Origin of the sequence: Streptomyces luteolus (assembly GCF_029968015.1) — a bacterium.
Taxonomy (GTDB): domain Bacteria; phylum Actinomycetota; class Actinomycetes; order Streptomycetales; family Streptomycetaceae; genus Streptomyces; species Streptomyces luteolus.
Genome location: NZ_JASCIS010000025.1, coordinates 89,946 through 105,358, shown reverse-complemented (window position 1 = coordinate 105,358; position 15,413 = coordinate 89,946). Strand labels below are relative to the sequence as shown.

At 71.9% G+C, this 15,413-nt stretch carries 15 protein-coding genes; 6 read left to right on the top strand and 9 right to left on the bottom strand.

Annotated features, from left to right (window positions below; translation table 11 throughout):
* Window positions 1-126: 126 nt before the first annotated feature.
* A complete protein-coding gene (locus tag QIT00_RS23935; protein ID WP_282537428.1) occupies window positions 127-1,137 on the top strand; it encodes a glutathione S-transferase family protein in 1,011 nt (336 codons plus the stop codon).
* A 138-nt stretch (window positions 1,138-1,275) separates the two neighbouring features.
* Entirely contained in the window at window positions 1,276-1,848 is a 573-nt protein-coding gene (locus tag QIT00_RS23930; protein ID WP_282537427.1) for a DUF4232 domain-containing protein, read from the top strand.
* A 139-nt stretch (window positions 1,849-1,987) separates the two neighbouring features.
* Here the strand turns inward: QIT00_RS23930 and QIT00_RS23925 are convergent, their stop codons facing one another.
* Window positions 1,988-2,392 carry a DUF5997 family protein gene (locus QIT00_RS23925; RefSeq protein ID WP_282537426.1) on the bottom strand — a complete coding sequence of 135 codons (405 nt, stop codon included), beginning with the start codon at window positions 2,390-2,392 and terminating at the stop codon, window positions 1,988-1,990.
* Between the two features lie 108 nt (window positions 2,393-2,500).
* Here QIT00_RS23925 and QIT00_RS23920 point away from each other — a divergent pair, with 108 nt between their 5' ends.
* Window positions 2,501-3,343 (top strand): LysR family transcriptional regulator substrate-binding protein, encoded by an 843-nt coding sequence (locus QIT00_RS23920; RefSeq protein WP_282537425.1) that lies wholly within the window; start codon window positions 2,501-2,503, stop codon window positions 3,341-3,343.
* A gap of 54 nt (window positions 3,344-3,397) precedes the next feature.
* On the opposite strand, the gene QIT00_RS23915 is transcribed toward QIT00_RS23920, so the two are convergent.
* The 4 genes from QIT00_RS23915 to QIT00_RS23900 form a co-directional block, all read right to left on the bottom strand.
* Window positions 3,398-4,063 carry a maltokinase N-terminal cap-like domain-containing protein gene (locus QIT00_RS23915; protein ID WP_282537424.1) on the bottom strand — a complete coding sequence of 222 codons (666 nt, stop codon included), beginning with the start codon at window positions 4,061-4,063 and terminating at the stop codon, window positions 3,398-3,400.
* Between the two features lie 23 nt (window positions 4,064-4,086).
* A complete protein-coding gene (locus QIT00_RS23910) occupies window positions 4,087-5,301 on the bottom strand; it encodes an alanine--tRNA ligase-related protein (protein WP_282537423.1) in 1,215 nt (404 codons plus the stop codon).
* A gap of 235 nt (window positions 5,302-5,536) precedes the next feature.
* Window positions 5,537-6,079: a GNAT family N-acetyltransferase gene (locus tag QIT00_RS23905; protein WP_282537422.1), complete on the bottom strand. Its 543-nt coding sequence runs from the start codon at window positions 6,077-6,079 to the stop codon at window positions 5,537-5,539.
* A gap of 16 nt (window positions 6,080-6,095) precedes the next feature.
* On the bottom strand, window positions 6,096-7,298 hold the full coding sequence (locus QIT00_RS23900) for a hypothetical protein (RefSeq protein WP_282537421.1): 1,203 nt from the start codon (window positions 7,296-7,298) through the stop codon (window positions 6,096-6,098).
* Between the two features lie 396 nt (window positions 7,299-7,694).
* On the opposite strand from QIT00_RS23900, the gene QIT00_RS23895 reads away from it, so the two are divergent.
* The 3 genes from QIT00_RS23895 to QIT00_RS23885 all read left to right on the top strand — a co-directional run bounded on the left by QIT00_RS23895 (window position 7,695) and on the right by QIT00_RS23885 (window position 10,101).
* A complete protein-coding gene (locus QIT00_RS23895) occupies window positions 7,695-8,372 on the top strand; it encodes a cupin domain-containing protein (protein WP_282537452.1) in 678 nt (225 codons plus the stop codon).
* A 299-nt stretch (window positions 8,373-8,671) separates the two neighbouring features.
* Window positions 8,672-9,880, top strand: coding sequence for a cytochrome P450 (locus QIT00_RS23890; RefSeq protein WP_282537420.1), 1,209 nt, complete (start codon window positions 8,672-8,674; stop codon window positions 9,878-9,880).
* Window positions 9,881-9,903: 23 nt separating this feature from the next.
* Window positions 9,904-10,101, top strand: a complete 198-nt coding sequence (locus QIT00_RS23885; protein ID WP_282537451.1) for a ferredoxin — start codon at window positions 9,904-9,906, stop codon at window positions 10,099-10,101.
* A 138-nt stretch (window positions 10,102-10,239) separates the two neighbouring features.
* Here the strand turns inward: QIT00_RS23885 and rbsD are convergent, their stop codons facing one another.
* Genes rbsD through QIT00_RS23865 form a run of 4 tightly spaced genes read right to left on the bottom strand, consistent with a single transcriptional unit; the run spans window position 10,240 to window position 15,233 of the window.
* The gene (rbsD, locus tag QIT00_RS23880) at window positions 10,240-10,629 is read right to left on the bottom strand and encodes a D-ribose pyranase (RefSeq protein ID WP_282537419.1); all 390 of its coding nucleotides are present in this window, start codon (window positions 10,627-10,629) and stop codon (window positions 10,240-10,242) included.
* A complete protein-coding gene (locus QIT00_RS23875; RefSeq protein ID WP_282537418.1) occupies window positions 10,626-12,629 on the bottom strand; it encodes an ABC transporter permease/substrate-binding protein in 2,004 nt (667 codons plus the stop codon). Before QIT00_RS23875 ends, rbsD begins: the two co-directional genes overlap by 4 nt.
* Window positions 12,619-14,196 carry a sugar ABC transporter ATP-binding protein gene (locus QIT00_RS23870; RefSeq protein ID WP_282537417.1) on the bottom strand — a complete coding sequence of 526 codons (1,578 nt, stop codon included), beginning with the start codon at window positions 14,194-14,196 and terminating at the stop codon, window positions 12,619-12,621. Before QIT00_RS23870 ends, QIT00_RS23875 begins: the two co-directional genes overlap by 11 nt.
* Entirely contained in the window at window positions 14,193-15,233 is a 1,041-nt protein-coding gene (locus QIT00_RS23865) for a LacI family DNA-binding transcriptional regulator (RefSeq protein WP_282537416.1), read from the bottom strand. Before QIT00_RS23865 ends, QIT00_RS23870 begins: the two co-directional genes overlap by 4 nt.
* Window positions 15,234-15,413 lie beyond the last annotated feature (180 nt).

The window sequence follows — 15,413 nt, the reverse complement described above, 5'->3', positions numbered from 1 at the left end:
CCGCTGTGATTGCGCGGGTGCCCCCGCGCCCGCGATGGTGGCAGAGCGGGCCGAACCGCAGCCCGGCCCGCGAGAGCGCTGTGCCGACCGTGCGAGCAGCGCGGCCCGCGACGGAGAGGACCGGCCGTGAACGCCACCGAACGCGATGAAGGCAGCCAGGGCGACGGCAACGCCGCGTACGGGCACAAGAAGTTCAAGCGGTCCAAGAGCCACTTCGCCGACCGCGTCACCGCCGACGGCCGCGACGGCTGGCCCGTGGAGCCCGGCCGCTACCGGCTCGTCGTCAGCCTCGCCTGCCCCTGGGCCAGCCGCGCCCTGGTCTCACGGCGCCTGCTCGGCCTGGAGGACGCCCTGTCCCTCGCCGTCGCCGACCCGATCCAGGACGACCGCAGCTGGCGCTTCACCCTCGACCCCGGCGACCGCGACCCGGTGCTCGGCATCCGCTACCTCCACGAGGCGTACGACGCCCGCGAGCGGGACTACCCGGGCGGGGTCAGCGTGCCCGCGATCGTCGACGTGCCCAGCGGCAAGCTCGTCACCAACGACTTCCAGCGGATCACCCTCGACCTCGCCACCGAGTGGACCGCCCTGCACCGCCCCGGCGCCCCCGACCTCTACCCGGAGCCGCTGCGCGACGAGATCGACTCGGTCATGGAGGGCATCTACCGCGACCTCAACAACGGCGTCTACCGCGCCGGGTTCGCCAGCGAGCAGAGCGAGTACGAGGAGGCCTGCCGGGACGTGTTCCGCCGCCTCGAAGAGGTCTCGCAGCGCCTGGCCGACCGCCGCTGGCTCGTCGGCGACACCATCACCGAGGCCGACATCCGGTTCTTCACCACGCTCGTCCGCTTCGACGCCGTCTACCACGGCCACTTCAAGTGCAACCGCTACAAGATCTCCGAGGACCCGGTCCTCTGGGCGTACGCACGCGACCTGTACCAGACGCCCGGCTTCGGCGACACGGTGAACTTCGACCACATCAAACGGCACTACTACCAGGTGCACACCGGCATCAACCCCACCGGCATCGTCCCCCTCGGCCCCGACCCGGCGGGCTGGACCACCCCGCACGGCCGCGAGGACCTCGGCGGCCGCCCGTTCGGCGACGGCACACCCCCGGACCCGGTCACCCCATGAGGAGCCGACCCTCGACCACGGGGCACAGCACGCAGCACGCACCGGCCCCGCCCCCGGCGGCACGTACAACCGATCCCGCCCCTCGCGTGTCACACCGGACAACGCCCGTACGCATCCAGTGAACTGACCCTTCCGACCGTGAACCGCGAGGGAACCGCCATGCTCACCCGCACCGCCGCCACCGCGCTCGCCGCGGCCCTGCTCCTCACCGCCGCAGGCGCGGCCGCCGCCGCTCAGCCCGCCGCGCCCGACGCCCGCGGCAAGGGCACGCCGCAGTGCCGCGCGAACCAGGTGCGGGTGGCCGCCGAGACCGTCGAACCGGAGTCCGGCTCGTACCCGAACGTGCTGCACATCCGGGTCACCAACAAGAGCGCCAAGAAGTGCGCCGTCGACCGCATCCCCACGGTGACCTTCGGCGACCTGGACGGCCCGGCCCTGCCCATGCCGATCGGCGAGAGCGGCCCGTACGCCCTGGCCCCCGGCAAGACCGGGCACGCCGCGGTGCGGACGATCGAGGACCCGGCCGACCCCGAGACCCGCCAGGTGGACTACATCACCGTCGCCGGCGCCCCCGCCCACCCCGGCGCCAGCTTCACCTCCGACGACCTGGACATCACCGGCAAGATCCGGGTCTGGGAGCCCATCACTACCTGGTGGCAGCCGACCTTCGCAGAGGCGGAGGAGATCCTGGCCAACCGGTTCCAGGCGTAGTCCGTGCCCCTCTGAGGCGTCTCGCCGGGCGTCCGCTTCGCCGGGTGTACGACGGGCCGGGTGTACGACGGGCCGGGACCGCCTCCCTTTACGGGGGCGGTCCCGGCCCGGACGTTTGCGGGTGCTGCGCCTGTGGCAGTCAGCGGCCCTGTTCGGCGGCCTTCTGGGCCTGTTCCGCCTTCTTCTCCTTGAGGCGGATCGCCTCCTTGCGGACCTCGGCCTGGGTGGCGCGCTCCTTCCGCAGCCACTCCGGGGACTCCTGCTTCAGGGCCTCGATCTGGTCCGTCGTCAACGGCTCCGTGACACCACCGCGGGCGAGCCCGGCGATGGAGACACCGAGCTTCGATGCCACCACGGGACGCGGGTGCGGGCCGTTGCGGCGCAGCTCCTGGAGCCACTCCGGCGGGTCGGCCTGCAGCGCGCTGAGCTCCGCGCGGGAGACGACACCCTCCTGGAACTCGGCGGGGGTGGCCTGGAGGTACACACCCAGCTTCTTCGCCGCGGTCGCGGGCTTCATCGTCTGGGAGTTCGCTTGCGTCGTCATGGTGTCAAGGGTAACGAGCCGATCGGCCTCCCTCCGACCACGGGCGACGGCCTCCCTCCCGACCACGCCGGGTGACGTGGCGCCGACCACGCCCGGTAACCTGGCGGAGTGACTGGCTCGGAAGCAACCCCTTCGTTCCGGCTCGCCTACGTCCCCGGCGCGACCCCCGCGAAGTGGGTGCGGATCTGGAACGAGCGGCTGCCCGACGTCCCCCTGAACCTCGTCGCGGTCCCGGCCGCCGAGGCCGAAGACCTGCTCCGGGACGGCGAGGCGGACGCCGGCCTCGTACGGCTCCCGGTCGACCGGGACTACTTCAGCGCGATCCCGCTCTACACCGAGACCTCGGTCGTGGTGATCCCCAAGGACCACCTCGCGGCCGCCTTCGACGAGGTGAGCGCGGACGACATCGCCGACGAGATCGTCCTGCACCCTCTCGACGACCCCCTCGACTGGGAGAAGCCGCCGGGGCAGCCCGCGTTCGAGCGGCCCGCGACGACCGCCGACGCCATCGAACTCGTCGCCGCCGGCATCGGCCTCCTCGTCGTCCCGCAGTCCCTGGCCCGACTGCACCACCGCAAGGACCTCACGTACCGGACGATCACCGGCGTCCCGCAGTCGCAGGTCGCCCTCGCCTGGCCCGAGGAGCGGACCACCGACCTCGTGGACGACTTCATCGGGATCGTGCGCGGCCGCACCGTGAACAGCACCCGCGGGCGCAGGGGCGGGCAGGAGGACGACAAGCAGGTGAAGAAGGGCGCGGCGTCCGCTGCGAAGTCCGGCTCGTCGCGTACGGGAAAGCCCGGCGCCAAGACCCCGCGAGCCAGCGCCAAGTCCGGCGGATCCAAGGCGGGCGGTGCCAAGTCCGGCGGTGCCAGGGCGGGCGGTGCCAAGTCGGGCGGCTCCCGGGCCGGAAGCGGCGCCAAGCGGGCCAAGCCGCGCCGCCGCTCGTAGCCTCCCGGGGGCTGTGCCAGCAGGCCACAGCCCCCTTTGATCTTCGGCAGCGGCTCAGATCTCCGACGCCTCCACGAACCGCTCCCGACCACTCGCGCCGCCCTCAAGCAGCTTCCAGTCGGCGGTGACGTGCCCCTGCGGGGCCTCGCCCTCCGCGGACTCCGGCCGCCCGAGCACCCGGCGGATCCGCAGTTGCACCCGAGCCGCCGGGTCCCCGGTCTCCACGACGACCCGCGTGCCCTCCGCATCGTCCATCGCGGACAGCGAACCGACGCCCGCGCCGAGCGCCGCGCCCTCGAACCGCGCGACCACCGACGGGTCCGGTACGTCCGTCTCGCTCTGCGCCTGCGCCCCCGTGCGCCCGGCGAGCAGCTGGAGCAACTCCTCGACGGCGACCGGGTCGTGGGCCGCGTCGTACACCCAGCGCTTGCCGAGCACGCCGTGTTCGAGCGTGCCGACGAGGCCGTCCTCGGCGCCGTCGAGCGGAGCGCCCCGGTAGGTGAGCGGCACGTGATACGGGACGGGCGTCCCGCCGGAGGTGTCGGCGACCACCATGAACTCGATGCCGACCTCGCCCGCCGGGTCGTCGAGACGGAAGCCGCCCGCCTTGCCGAGTGCGGGAGCCGTCCCCGTACCGGCGTACCAGGCGCGCGTCGGCAGCCAGTTGGTGAGGAGTTCGAGTTTGGTGGGCTTGACGGTGGTGCGGTGAATGACAGCCATGCCTGATGGATACCACCCGCACCTCACCGCGCGTCGAGCAGCCCCCCGTCCACGAGGTCACGCGGCAGCCCGTGCGTGTCGTGCAGATAGGCGTAGTCCCCTTCGGTCAGCGGGCCGTGGAACTCGCGGCGGGCGAGGACGCGCCGTCCGCGTTCCAGGAGCCGGCCGAACCGCCGCTCCTCGGCGCGCAGTTGGTCCCGTACGAGATCGGTGTCGGTGGACTGCCGGAAGTGGTGCAGGGTGTGCTCGACGAGTTCCACCGGCAGATCGCCGACCGTGCGGTCCGGGTCGTCGCGCCACAGCGTGGTGAGCAGCCTGCGCGTGAGGCGCCGCAGTACGTAGCCGCGCCCGGTGTTGGAAGGACGGACGCCGTCGCCGAGCACGACCACGGCGGACCGCAGGTGGTCGCTGACCAGGCGCAGGGAGGGCCCGTCGAGCTCCCACAGCCGCGGTACGCGGGACATCCACGGCTCGAACAGGTCGGTCTCGTACACCGAAGTGCGTCCCTGCAACACCGTGACCAGGCGTTCCAGGCCCATGCCGGTGTCGACGGACGGGCGGTCCAGGGGTTCGAGGCGGCCGTCGTCGTGGCGGCGGTAGCGCATGCTGACGTGGTTCCACAGCTCGACCCAGCGCGGGTCGGTGGTCGGGGTGCCCTGGGGCGGGTTGCCGTCGGGGTCGGTCCACACGAAGATCTCCGAGTCGGGTCCGCAGGGTCCCGTGGGGCCGTTGGACCACCAGTTCTCGTCCCGTGTCCGCTCGACGGGGAGGCCCGACTCCCGCCAGACGTCCAGGGACCGGGTGTCGGGGCCGACCTGGTCGTCGCCGCCGAAGACCGTGGCGTACATCCGCTCGACGGGGATGCCGAAGCCGTCGCGGAGCAGCTCGAAGCCCCAGCGCAGGCTCTGGCCGTGGTCGTAGTCGCCGAGCGACCAGGAGCCGAGCATCTCGAAGACGGTGAGGTGGGAGGAGTCGCCGACCTCGTCGAGGTCGGTGGTGCGCAGACAGCGCTGCACGTTGACGAGCCGGCGGCCGAGCGGATGCGGGCGCAGGCCCTCCAGGTAGGGCGTCAGCGGATGCATGCCGGAGGTCGTGAAGAGCACCGGATCGCCGGGCGGTGGGAGTAGCGAACTCCCGGTCAGGGCACGGTGCCCGCGCTCCTCGAAGAACTCGACGAACGTACGCAGGGTGTGCTCGGTGCTCCTGCTCCCAGGGTTCTGGACGGGCACGTAGCTCATGGCGGGGGCCTTTCGGTTCGGGGGACCGGAAAGGGGCCGCCATGGGCGCGGGCCGGGAGAAGGGGTCGATCAGGGTTCTGCGGCGCACCGGCGATCCGTTTCCGGTCGCCGGGGAGTGGGTGAGGTCAGGCGGCGGCAACCGGCGAGCTGGTCGCTCGCGCGGTCGCGGTGCTGATGCGGGCGCTGTTCCTCATACGGTCCACGGTAACAAGGCCCGCCGCGCCGTTCACCTGAATTACGCGGCCGCTTCGGCGTCCCGGTGACCGCCCTCGCGGCTCTTGGTGTACTCGACCTTGGCGGGGCCCTCGCCCTCGATGCGGCCGCCGAGGACCCAACCGCAGGCCTCGTAGAAGGACTTGGCGCCGGTGTTCTCCGGGAAGGTCTCCAGGCGGATGGCCGGGTACCGGGCCAGGAGCGTCTGTTCCGCGTGCCGCAGCAGCAGCCGCCCGAGCCCTCGGCGGTGGTGATCAGGGTCGACCATCATCATGTCGACCGTGGGGCCGTCGAGGGCGGAGAGGCCGATGATCCGGCCGTCCTCGGTGAGGCAGTGCACCCCGCCCCGCTCCAGGCGGCTCTTCACGTGCGCGTCGGCAGCACCACCGCCGATGAACCAGTCCACCGCCTCCTCACCCAGGAACCCTCGGTAGCAGGTGTCGATCGTGCGGCGCGCGAGCGCCTGGAGAGCGCCGAGATCGGCCTCGGTGGCAGCGCGGACGGCAGGGCGGACGGCGGGGCGGACGGCGGGGCGGTGCTGCCCGGTCGGCACTCCGGTGGTCACCCCCTGGTCACTCCGGTCACGGTGATTCGGGTTTCTTCCGTGAGGCGTCCCGGAAACGCCCGAAGGCGTTGGTCAGGGTGGTGGTCAGCGTCGAGCCCTCGGGCCGGGGCGTCGGCGGGGCGGACGGGCCCGACTGCTGTGCGGGCAGCGGCGCGGAATCGCCGCGTTCCGCCAGCGCCGCCTGGGCGAGCTCGGCCGCCTCCCGGTACAGATCACGGGACTTGGTCATCGCGTCGAGGGCGTCGGCGTACTTGGTGACCAGTTCGCGTGTGCGGGCCAGCTCCTCCTCGATCGTCAGCAGGTGCCAGCGGCGGCGCAGTTGCTCCACGGCCTGCTCCGCGTCGGCGGCCAGCGGGCGGGGCAAGGACGCGAACTCCGTGATCTTCTCGATGAGTTCGGTGGGCTCGGACCCGTCCAGGAACACGCTGCGCACGGCGAAGCGGTCCGCGTCGTACCCCGCCGGGGGCGGCGAGGGCGGCAGGACGACGGCGCCGCCGCGCGGAACCCGGACGTCCAGGTCCTTCATGGCCCAGTTGACGATGTCGAACTGCTCGGGCGCCGCGCGGTGTTCGACCACGCGGTGGCGCAGGCTCGGCGGCAGGAACGGGCTGAGGGGTTCGAGGCCGCGCGCGTCGGGCGTCATCGCCTCGTGCACGACGACGTGGATGTTCCAGCTGTTGCGCGTGCAGTTCTTGAGCAGGCGGCGCAGGTCCTTGTCGTCGTCGGCGACGAGGCGGTGCGTGCTGCGCAGGCGCGGGCCCGGCACCACGTCGTGGTCCCAGGGCGTGAGGTCGCTGTCGGGCCAGAACACCGTCGCCGGCGAGAGCCACTGAAGGTCCCACCGCCGCTCCGCCTCGGCGGCGATCACCCAGGAGATCGTGGAGTCGCCGCGCCTGCGCCCCGGGGCGTCGTACGTCGTCAGCTGGGCGCGCACCGTGACGTCCTCGTCGACACGCCAACGGGCCTCGAAGAGGCGGCGTGCCGTGGGTGCGGGGGCCGCGGCGTCGTCGTCGGACACGAAGGGGTCGGGCAAGCCGCCCACGTCGCCGGGGGACGAGTCGTCGGGCGCCAGGTCGAGGAAGTCGTCGATCAGGCCGACCGACTTCAGCGCGATGAGGTTGCGCCGGACGTCCTTCTCGGGCTCGGGCCCGAGGTGGCGCCCGTGGCCCAGCCAGGTGGTGTCGGGGGCGGCGGTCACGGATGAGCTCGTCTTAGGCATGGAGTCGTTCTGTGGGTGGTCGCGTGGAGGCTCCAGTATGGGCCAGTCGCCCGGTCGGCGGTACGGGGAGGGGGGAACGACATGCGGTGATCGCATCCCCGTCTCACAGTGCGGGCAGATCGGCCCGCGCCGTCGAACCGTCCCGTCCGTCCGCCATGTGCGCACCGTTGACCGTCGTACCTGCCCCGGCCTAGGTTCAAGAGGACGGAAAGCGCTTGCTGTCCGCTGGGTGCAGGCCCGTAGCCGGACTTTCCCGTTCCCGGATTTCCCGTACCCGGACTTTGAGGAGCACCCGTGGCGACGACGTCCTCCGAACGGCCCGCGCCCGAAGGACCCGCAGGCCCCCCGGAGACCGGGGCCGAGGCGCCGGAAGCCTTCACCGGACTCCCCGGTTCCGTGGCCGTCTCGCATCTCAGCGTCTACCACTGGCCCGCCGCCGACGGCCGTCGCGGCGGCACCCCGCACATGCATCTGACCTGCAGCGAGGGGTACGTCGTGACGGCCGGCCGGGGCGCCGTGCAGACCCTGACCGCCGCCGGGTACGAGGAGACCCCGCTGGAGCCCGGCACGGTCGCCTGGTTCACGCCCGGCACCATCCACCGCCTGGTCGAGGCGGACGGCCTGCGCATCGTCGTCCTGATGCAGAACAGCGGACTGCCCGAGGCCGGGGACGCCGTGCTCACGCTGCCCCCGGAACATCTGGCCGACCCGGAGGCGTACGCGGCGGCGACCGCGATCCCGCAGGGCGCACCGCGTGCCGAGCAGGCGCGGGCCGCGCGCGCCCGCCGGGACCTCGCCCTCGACGGGTACCGGCGACTCCGCGACGCCCGCGACCCGCAGGCACTCGCCGACTTCCACGCGGCCGCCGCCGCGCTCGTACGCCCTCGGCTCGGTGACTGGCGGGAGCGCTGGGAGCGGGGCGCCGCGGCGGCCGCCGCGGCGACCGGGGAGCAGCTCGACCGGCTCGCCGCCGGTGACGCCTCACATCTGGCCGACGCTGCCGTACGGTCACGGCGCCCCGCGGAGCAGGGCAAGTTCGGCATGTGCGGGTACCTGGACGTGTACCGGTTCTGACGGGCGGGTGCGCGCGGCGGCCCGTCCGGACGCCTTCCGACCCGCCCGCACCTGGCGCTTTTCCAGCCCTTGCTTACGGGGCGATCAAGCCGACGGAGGGCTCGTACGTATGCACGGAGCCGCCCGTTCCGAGGGGCTGACCTGGTGTGACGCGCCCGGCCTCGGGCGTACGGGACGGGTGGCGGCGGGAACCGGCCAACGCTGCCGTTCGGCCATCTGGCCGGTGCGAGCGTGGACCTCTTAGATGCCTCGGGCATCCAATGGAGTCGGAACAACGGCCGAACGCTTGCGAGGTCAGCATGACGGATGTGCGCACGACTCAGGCAGTCGCCTTCCCACAGAACCGCACCTGCCCCTACCACCCGCCCCAGACCTACCAACCCCTGCGCGACGCAAGGCCGTTGAGCCGTGTCACGCTGTACGACGGCCGCTCCGTCTGGGCCGTCACCGGGCACGCCGTGGCGCGTGCGCTGCTCGCCGACGGCCGGCTCTCCAGCGACCGCCGCACCGAGGGCTTCCCGATGCCGAGTGAACGCATCGCCGGGGTCAAGTTCGACGAGCGGCGCGTGGCCCTGCTCGGCGTCGACGACCCGCTGCACAACACCCAGCGCCGCATGCTGATCCCCAGCTTCTCGGTCAAGCGGATCGCGGCGCTTCGGCCCCGCATCCAGGAGACCGTCGACCGGCTGCTCGACGCGATGGAGGAGCAGGGCCCGCCGGCCGAGCTGGTCGAGTCGTTCGCGCTGCCGGTTCCCTCGATGGTGATCTGCGCGCTCCTCGGCGTCCCGTACGCCGACCACGAGTTCTTCGAGGAGCAGTCCCGGAGGCTGCTGCGCGGACCCGAGGCCGCCGATGTGGAGGAGGCGCGGGACCAACTCGACGCCTACTTCCTGCAGTTGATCGACGAGAAGCTGAAGCGCCCCGGCGAGGGCCTGCTCGACGATCTCGTCGCTCAGCAGCTCGCCACCGGCGCCGTGGACCGCGACGAACTGGTCGCGATGGCCACGATCCTGCTGATCGCCGGACACGAGACCACCGCGAACATGATCTCCCTCGGTACGTTCACCCTGCTCCAGCACCCGGAACGGTTCGCGGCGCTGCGCGCGGACGATGGCCTGATGCCCGCGGCTGTCGAGGAGCTGCTGCGTTTCCTGTCCATCGCGGACGGCATGCTGCGCGTGGCCAAGGAGGACATCGACATCGCCGGGGCCACGATCCGTACGGGCGACGGCGTCGTCTTCTCCACCTCGCTCATCAACCGTGACACCGAGGTCTACGGCGCGCCCGAGCAACTCGACTGGAACCGGGGCCCGTTGCACCACCTCGCGTTCGGCTTCGGCATCCACCAGTGCCTCGGGCAGAACCTGGCCCGCGCCGAGATGGAGATCGCCTTGCGCACCCTGTTCCGTCGCCTGCCCGGACTGGCGCTCGCGGTGCCCGCCGAGGAAATCCCGTTCAAGCCGGGCGACACCATTCAGGGCATGCTCGAACTGCCCGTCACTTGGTAGGAGTTGACGCGATGGACCAGCGGATGCGGGTAGAGGTCGACCGGGACCGGTGCATGGGCGCGGGCATGTGCGCCCTCACCGCACCCGGAGTCTTCACCCAGGACGACGACGGCCTCAGCGAGGTGCTGCCGGGGCGGGCGGACGCCGGAGGGGACCCGCTCGTACGGGAGGCGGTGCGGGCTTGTCCTGTGGGGGCTGTGCGGGTGGAGGAGGTGGGGTAGGAACGCGCCTGCGGCGGGCTTCTTCCCCAGCCCCGCCCCTTCCCGAACTGGGGCTCCGCCCCAGACCCCGCTCCTCAAGCGCCGGAGGGGCTGATTTTTCAGCTCCTCCGGCGCTTGAGGAGGCCCGTCCGGCAGGACCTAGAAGAACACCCCGCACCGCAGCAGCACGTTCGCGTACGGCCGAGCCTCCCCCGTCCGCACGACAAGGCGCGCACTCGCCGTGAGCCGCTTCAGCTCCTCATGCGGGACGTGGTCCAGTGAAGGGACGCGTTCGTCCAGGAGTTGCGCCGCCTCGGGATTGGCGTCACCCACCTCGACCGCCGCCACCCCGCCCTCGATCACCAGCTCATCGAGGAGCCCGTCGAGGATCTCCGCGAAGGACGGCACACCGGCGCGGAAGGACAGGTCGACCACGCGCGGGCCGTCGGGTATCGGCATGCCCGCGTCGCACACGAGGACACCGTCACCGTGCCCCAACTCGGCCAGGGCGCCCGCCAGTTGACGGTTCAGGATGCCGCAGCGCTTCACTTGAAGTCCCCCGCGTTCTTCGACGTGACGACCTTGACGTCCACCTTGACGTCGTCGGGGACGTCCTTGCCCTGGGCCGCGCGGACCGCGTTGCGTACGGCGATCCGGCCCAGCTGTTCGGGCTGCTGGGCGACCGAGGCGTACAGCGTGCCCGACTCGACCGCCTTGATCCCGTCGGGCGTGCCGTCGAAGCCGACCACGGCCACCGACTTGCCAGCCTTCGCGCCGAGCGCCTTGGCCGCGCCGAGCGCCATCTCGTCGTTCTCGGCGAAGACACCGTCGATGTCGGGGTGCGACTGCATCAGGTTGGTCATCACGTCGAGGCCCTTGGTGCGGTCGAAGTCCGCGGGCTGCTTGGCGACGACCTTGATGCCCGGGTACGCCTTGATCCCCTCGGCGAAGCCCTGGCCGCGCTCCCGGCTGGCCGAAGCGCCCGGGGTGCCCTGCAGCGTGACGACCGTGCCCTTGCCGCCGAGCTTCTCGGCCAGGGCCTTGGCCGCCTGCTTGCCGCCCGCGACGTTGTCGGACGCGACGAACGTGGTCGTCTTCGCCTTGTTGACCCCCCGGTCGACCGCGATCACCGGGATGTCGGCCTTGTTGGCGGCGCGTACGGACGGGCCCGCCGCGTCCGAGTCCACCGGGTTCACGACGATCGACGCCATGCCCTCGCCGCTGAAGTTCTGCAGCTGGTTGGCCTCCTTGGCCGGGTCGTTCTGCGCGTCCGTGACCGTCAGTTCGACGCCCGCCTTCTCCGCCTCCGCCTGCGCGCCCTTCTTCATCTGGACGAAGAAGGGGTTGTTCAGCGTCGACAGCGACATGCCGACCTTGGGCGTCGTACCGGCGGGACCGGAGTTGAACAGCGACATCGCGCCGAGCACCGCCGCCACGACGACCGCCGCGAGCGCCAGCTTGACCGCGCCGCGCTTGCCGCCGTTGCCCGCGCCACCGGCACCGGCACCGGCACCGGCACCGGCACCGGCACCCGCGCCACCGGCACCCGCACCCGCGGCACCCGCCGAGCCGCCACCGGCCCTGCGTCGCACCGTGTCCAGGAGCACCGCGAGAGCGATCACGACACCGATGACGACCTGCTGCCAGAACGCCGACACCGAGAGGAGGTTGAGGCCGTTGCGCAGGACCGCGAGGATCAGCGCGCCGATGAGCGTGCCCGACGCCTTGCCGACACCGCCCGCGAGGCTGGCGCCACCGATCACCACGGCGGCGATCGCGTCCAGCTCGTACCCCTGCGCGGCCTGCGGCTGCGCCGAGACGAGGCGGGAGGCGAGCACGATGCCCGCGACGGCTGCGAACAGACCCGACAGGGCGTAGATCACGAGCTTCTGCCGCTGCACGCGCAGCCCGGAGAGCCGCGCCGCCTCCTCGTTGCCGCCGATCGCGTACATCGAGCGGCCGATGAACGTACGGCCCAGGATCAGCGCCGTGAGCAGGCCCGCCGCGATCATCACAAGCACGGGCACCGGCAGCCAGCCGCCGAGCGTGTCGCCGAGTACGGAGACCGAGTCGGGGAACGGGATCGGGCTGCCCTGCGAGATGACGAGCGACAGACCGCGGCCGATCGACAGCATCGCCAACGTCGCGATGAACGGCGGCAGTTTGCCGTATGCGACGAGCGCGCCGTTCACCAGACCGCAGGCGATACCCGTACCCACGGCGAGCAGCACCGCGATCCACACCGGCACGCCCTGCGAAGTGGCCGTCCAGGCGAGGACGGTGGCCGACAGGGCCGCCACCGAGCCCACCGACAGGTCGATGCCCGCCGCGACGATCACGAACGTCACACCGAACGCGAGGATCGCCGTCACCGCCGCCTGCACGCCGACGTTGAGGAGGTTCTGCGCGGTCAGGAAGTCACCGGAGAGCAGCGACATCGCCACCACCAGGACGATCAGCGCGCTCAGGGCGCCGTTCTCGAGCAGAAAGCGGCGGACCGCTCCGGCGCCACCCGCGCCCGTCCTGCTCTGGAGCGTGTCAGCGGCCATCGGAGTCCTCCACGTCGTCGTAGCTCTTCTCAAGGGTGAGGCCGGCCGCCGCGTCGGCGGCCTGCGGGGCGGAGACCGCCAGGGCCATCACGGCGTCCTGGCTCGCCTCCTCGGCGCTGAGTTCGCCCGCGATCCGGCCCTGCGCCATCACGAGGACCCGGTCGCTCATGCCGAGCACCTCCGGCAGATCGCTGGAGATCATCAGCACGGCGTGCCCGGACGCGGTCAACTCGTTGATCAGCTGGTAGATCTCGACCTTCGCGCCCACGTCGATGCCGCGCGTCGGCTCGTCCAGGATCAGCACCCGGGACTTGGCGAGCAGCCACTTGCCGATGACGACCTTCTGCTGGTTGCCGCCCGACAAGGTGCGCACATGCTGGTCGATCCCCGCCATCCGCACGCCGAGCTGCCCGGCGACCTGCACGGCCGCGGCCCGCTGCCCCTTCAGGTCCACGAGCCCCGCACGCGTGGCCGCCCGCAGCGTGACCAGGCCCAGGTTCTCCTGCACGGACGCGTCCAGGACGAGCCCCTGCCCCTTGCGGTCCTCCGGTACGAGGCCGATCCCGGCGCCCATCGCGGCGTTCACATCGTGCCGCGGCAGGCGCTCGCCGAGCACGTCCACCCGCCCGTCGTCGTACGGGTCCGCGCCGAACACCGCCCGCGCCACCTCCGTACGACCGGCGCCGACCAGCCCGGCGAGGCCCACGACCTCACCGGCGCGGACGTCGAAGCCGACATCATGGAACACGCCGTTCCGGGTCAGCCCGCGCACCGACAGCAACGGCCGCTCCCCGTCCGCCTCCTGGACCGGTCCGCGCTCGCGCGGGTACTGCTGCTCGATGCTGCGGCCCACCATCAGCCGTACGAGCTCGTCCTCGGGCGTGGACGCGGGCACCTGGTCGACGCTCCGGCCGTCGCGCAGCACGGTCACCCGGTCGCCGAGCGCGGCGATCTCCTCCAGGTGGTGGGTGATGAACACGATGCCGACGCCGTCCTCGCGCAGCCTGCGCACGATCGCGAAGAGCTTCTCCACCTCCTCCGAGGTGAGCACGGCCGTCGGCTCGTCCATGATCAGTACCCGGGCGTCGAGGCTCAGCGCCTTGGCGATCTCCACCATCTGGAGCCGGGCGATGCCCAGTTCACGCACGCGGGCCCGCGGCGACACCCGCACGCCGACCCGCTCCAGGAGTTCCGAGGCCTGCGCTTCCATGCGCCCCCGGTCCACGAGACCGAAACGGCGCGGCTGGCGGCCCAGGAAGATGTTCTCGGCGACCGTCAGATCGGGAACCAGGTTGAACTCCTGGTAGATCGTGGCGATGCCCAGCGCCTCCGCGTCCTGCGCGCCGTGGATGCGCACTTCGCGCCCCTCGGCGAGGATGCGGCCGCTGTCCGGCCGGTACGCGCCCGACAGCATCTTGATCAGCGTGCTCTTGCCGGCGCCGTTCTCGCCGAGCAGCACATGCACTTCTCCGCGGCGGAGGTCGAAGTCGACGGAGTCGAGCGCGACCACGCCGGGAAAGGTCTTGCGTATCCCTTCGATACGCAGCAACTCCTCCGGATGACTCACGGGTTGCTCCTCGGTCGGGGACGGGAGGGTGGGGCCGCCGCGTCGGACCGCGCGCCGCACGAGCGGCGCACGACGAGCCGTGCGGGCAGCGTCACGGACCGCACGCGGCGGCCCTCGATCAGGGCGGTGAGCGCACGCACGGCGGCGCGGCCCAGCTCGCGGGTCGGCTGCGCGATCGCCGTGATCGGCGGATCGGTGTGCACGAACCACGGGATGTCGTCGAACGCCGCCAGCGCGATGTCATCGGGTATGTGTAGCCCCCGGGCGCGCATCGCGTCGAGAGCGCCCAGAGCCATCAAGTTGTCTGCGGCGAAGACCACTTCGGGCGGTTCCGGCAGCGCGAGGAACGCCTCGGTGGCACGCCGCCCGCTCTCCGCCTGGAAGTCGCCCTGGCCCACGTACTCCTCGGGCAGCTCAAGCCCGTACTCGCCGAGCGCCGCCCGGAACGCGGCGACGCGCTCGCTGCCGGTCGTGGTGGCGGCCGGGCCCGCGATGATGGCGAGCCTGCGGTGGCCGAGGGCGTGCAGATGGGCGACCAGATCACGGACAGCGGAGCGGCCGTCGGCCCGTACGACCGGCACGTCCACTCCCGGAATCCAGCGGTCCACGAACACGGTCGGCGTTCCCGCACGCGCCGCGTCGAGCAGCTGCGGCGAGCCGCCGTCGGTGGGGGAGACGAGCAGGCCGTCGATACGGCGGTCGAGCAGGGTGCGGACGTGGTCGTCCTGGAGCCGCGGCGACTCGTCGGCGTTGCCGATGATCACGCTGTAGCCGAGGGCCCGCGCCTGCTCCTCCACGGAGCGGGCCAGCTCCGTGAAGTACGGGTTCATCACGTCGCTGATGATCAGGCCGAGGGTGCGGGTCTGGGCGGTACGCAGGGAACGGGCGACGGCGTTGGGCCGGTAGCCGAGCTCGTCCACGGCGGCGAGCACCCGCGCGCGGGCGTCCTCGCTGACGGAGGGGTGCGCGTTGAGCACGCGCGAGACCGTGGCGACGGACACACCCGCCGCGGCCGCGACATCCTTGATGCCCGCCATCTCTGGACCACCTCTTCGTGGGCTCCGTGGAATCGATTACACGGAGGATTGGAAACGATTACACGAGGGTGGGGCAAGGGGGTGCGAGGGAGCGAGATTCAATTGTGATGTGAGGGGCGCAGATGAGCGTGGGCTCGAAGAAGGTGCCGGATCAAGGCAGTAAGGCGCCGGATCACGGCT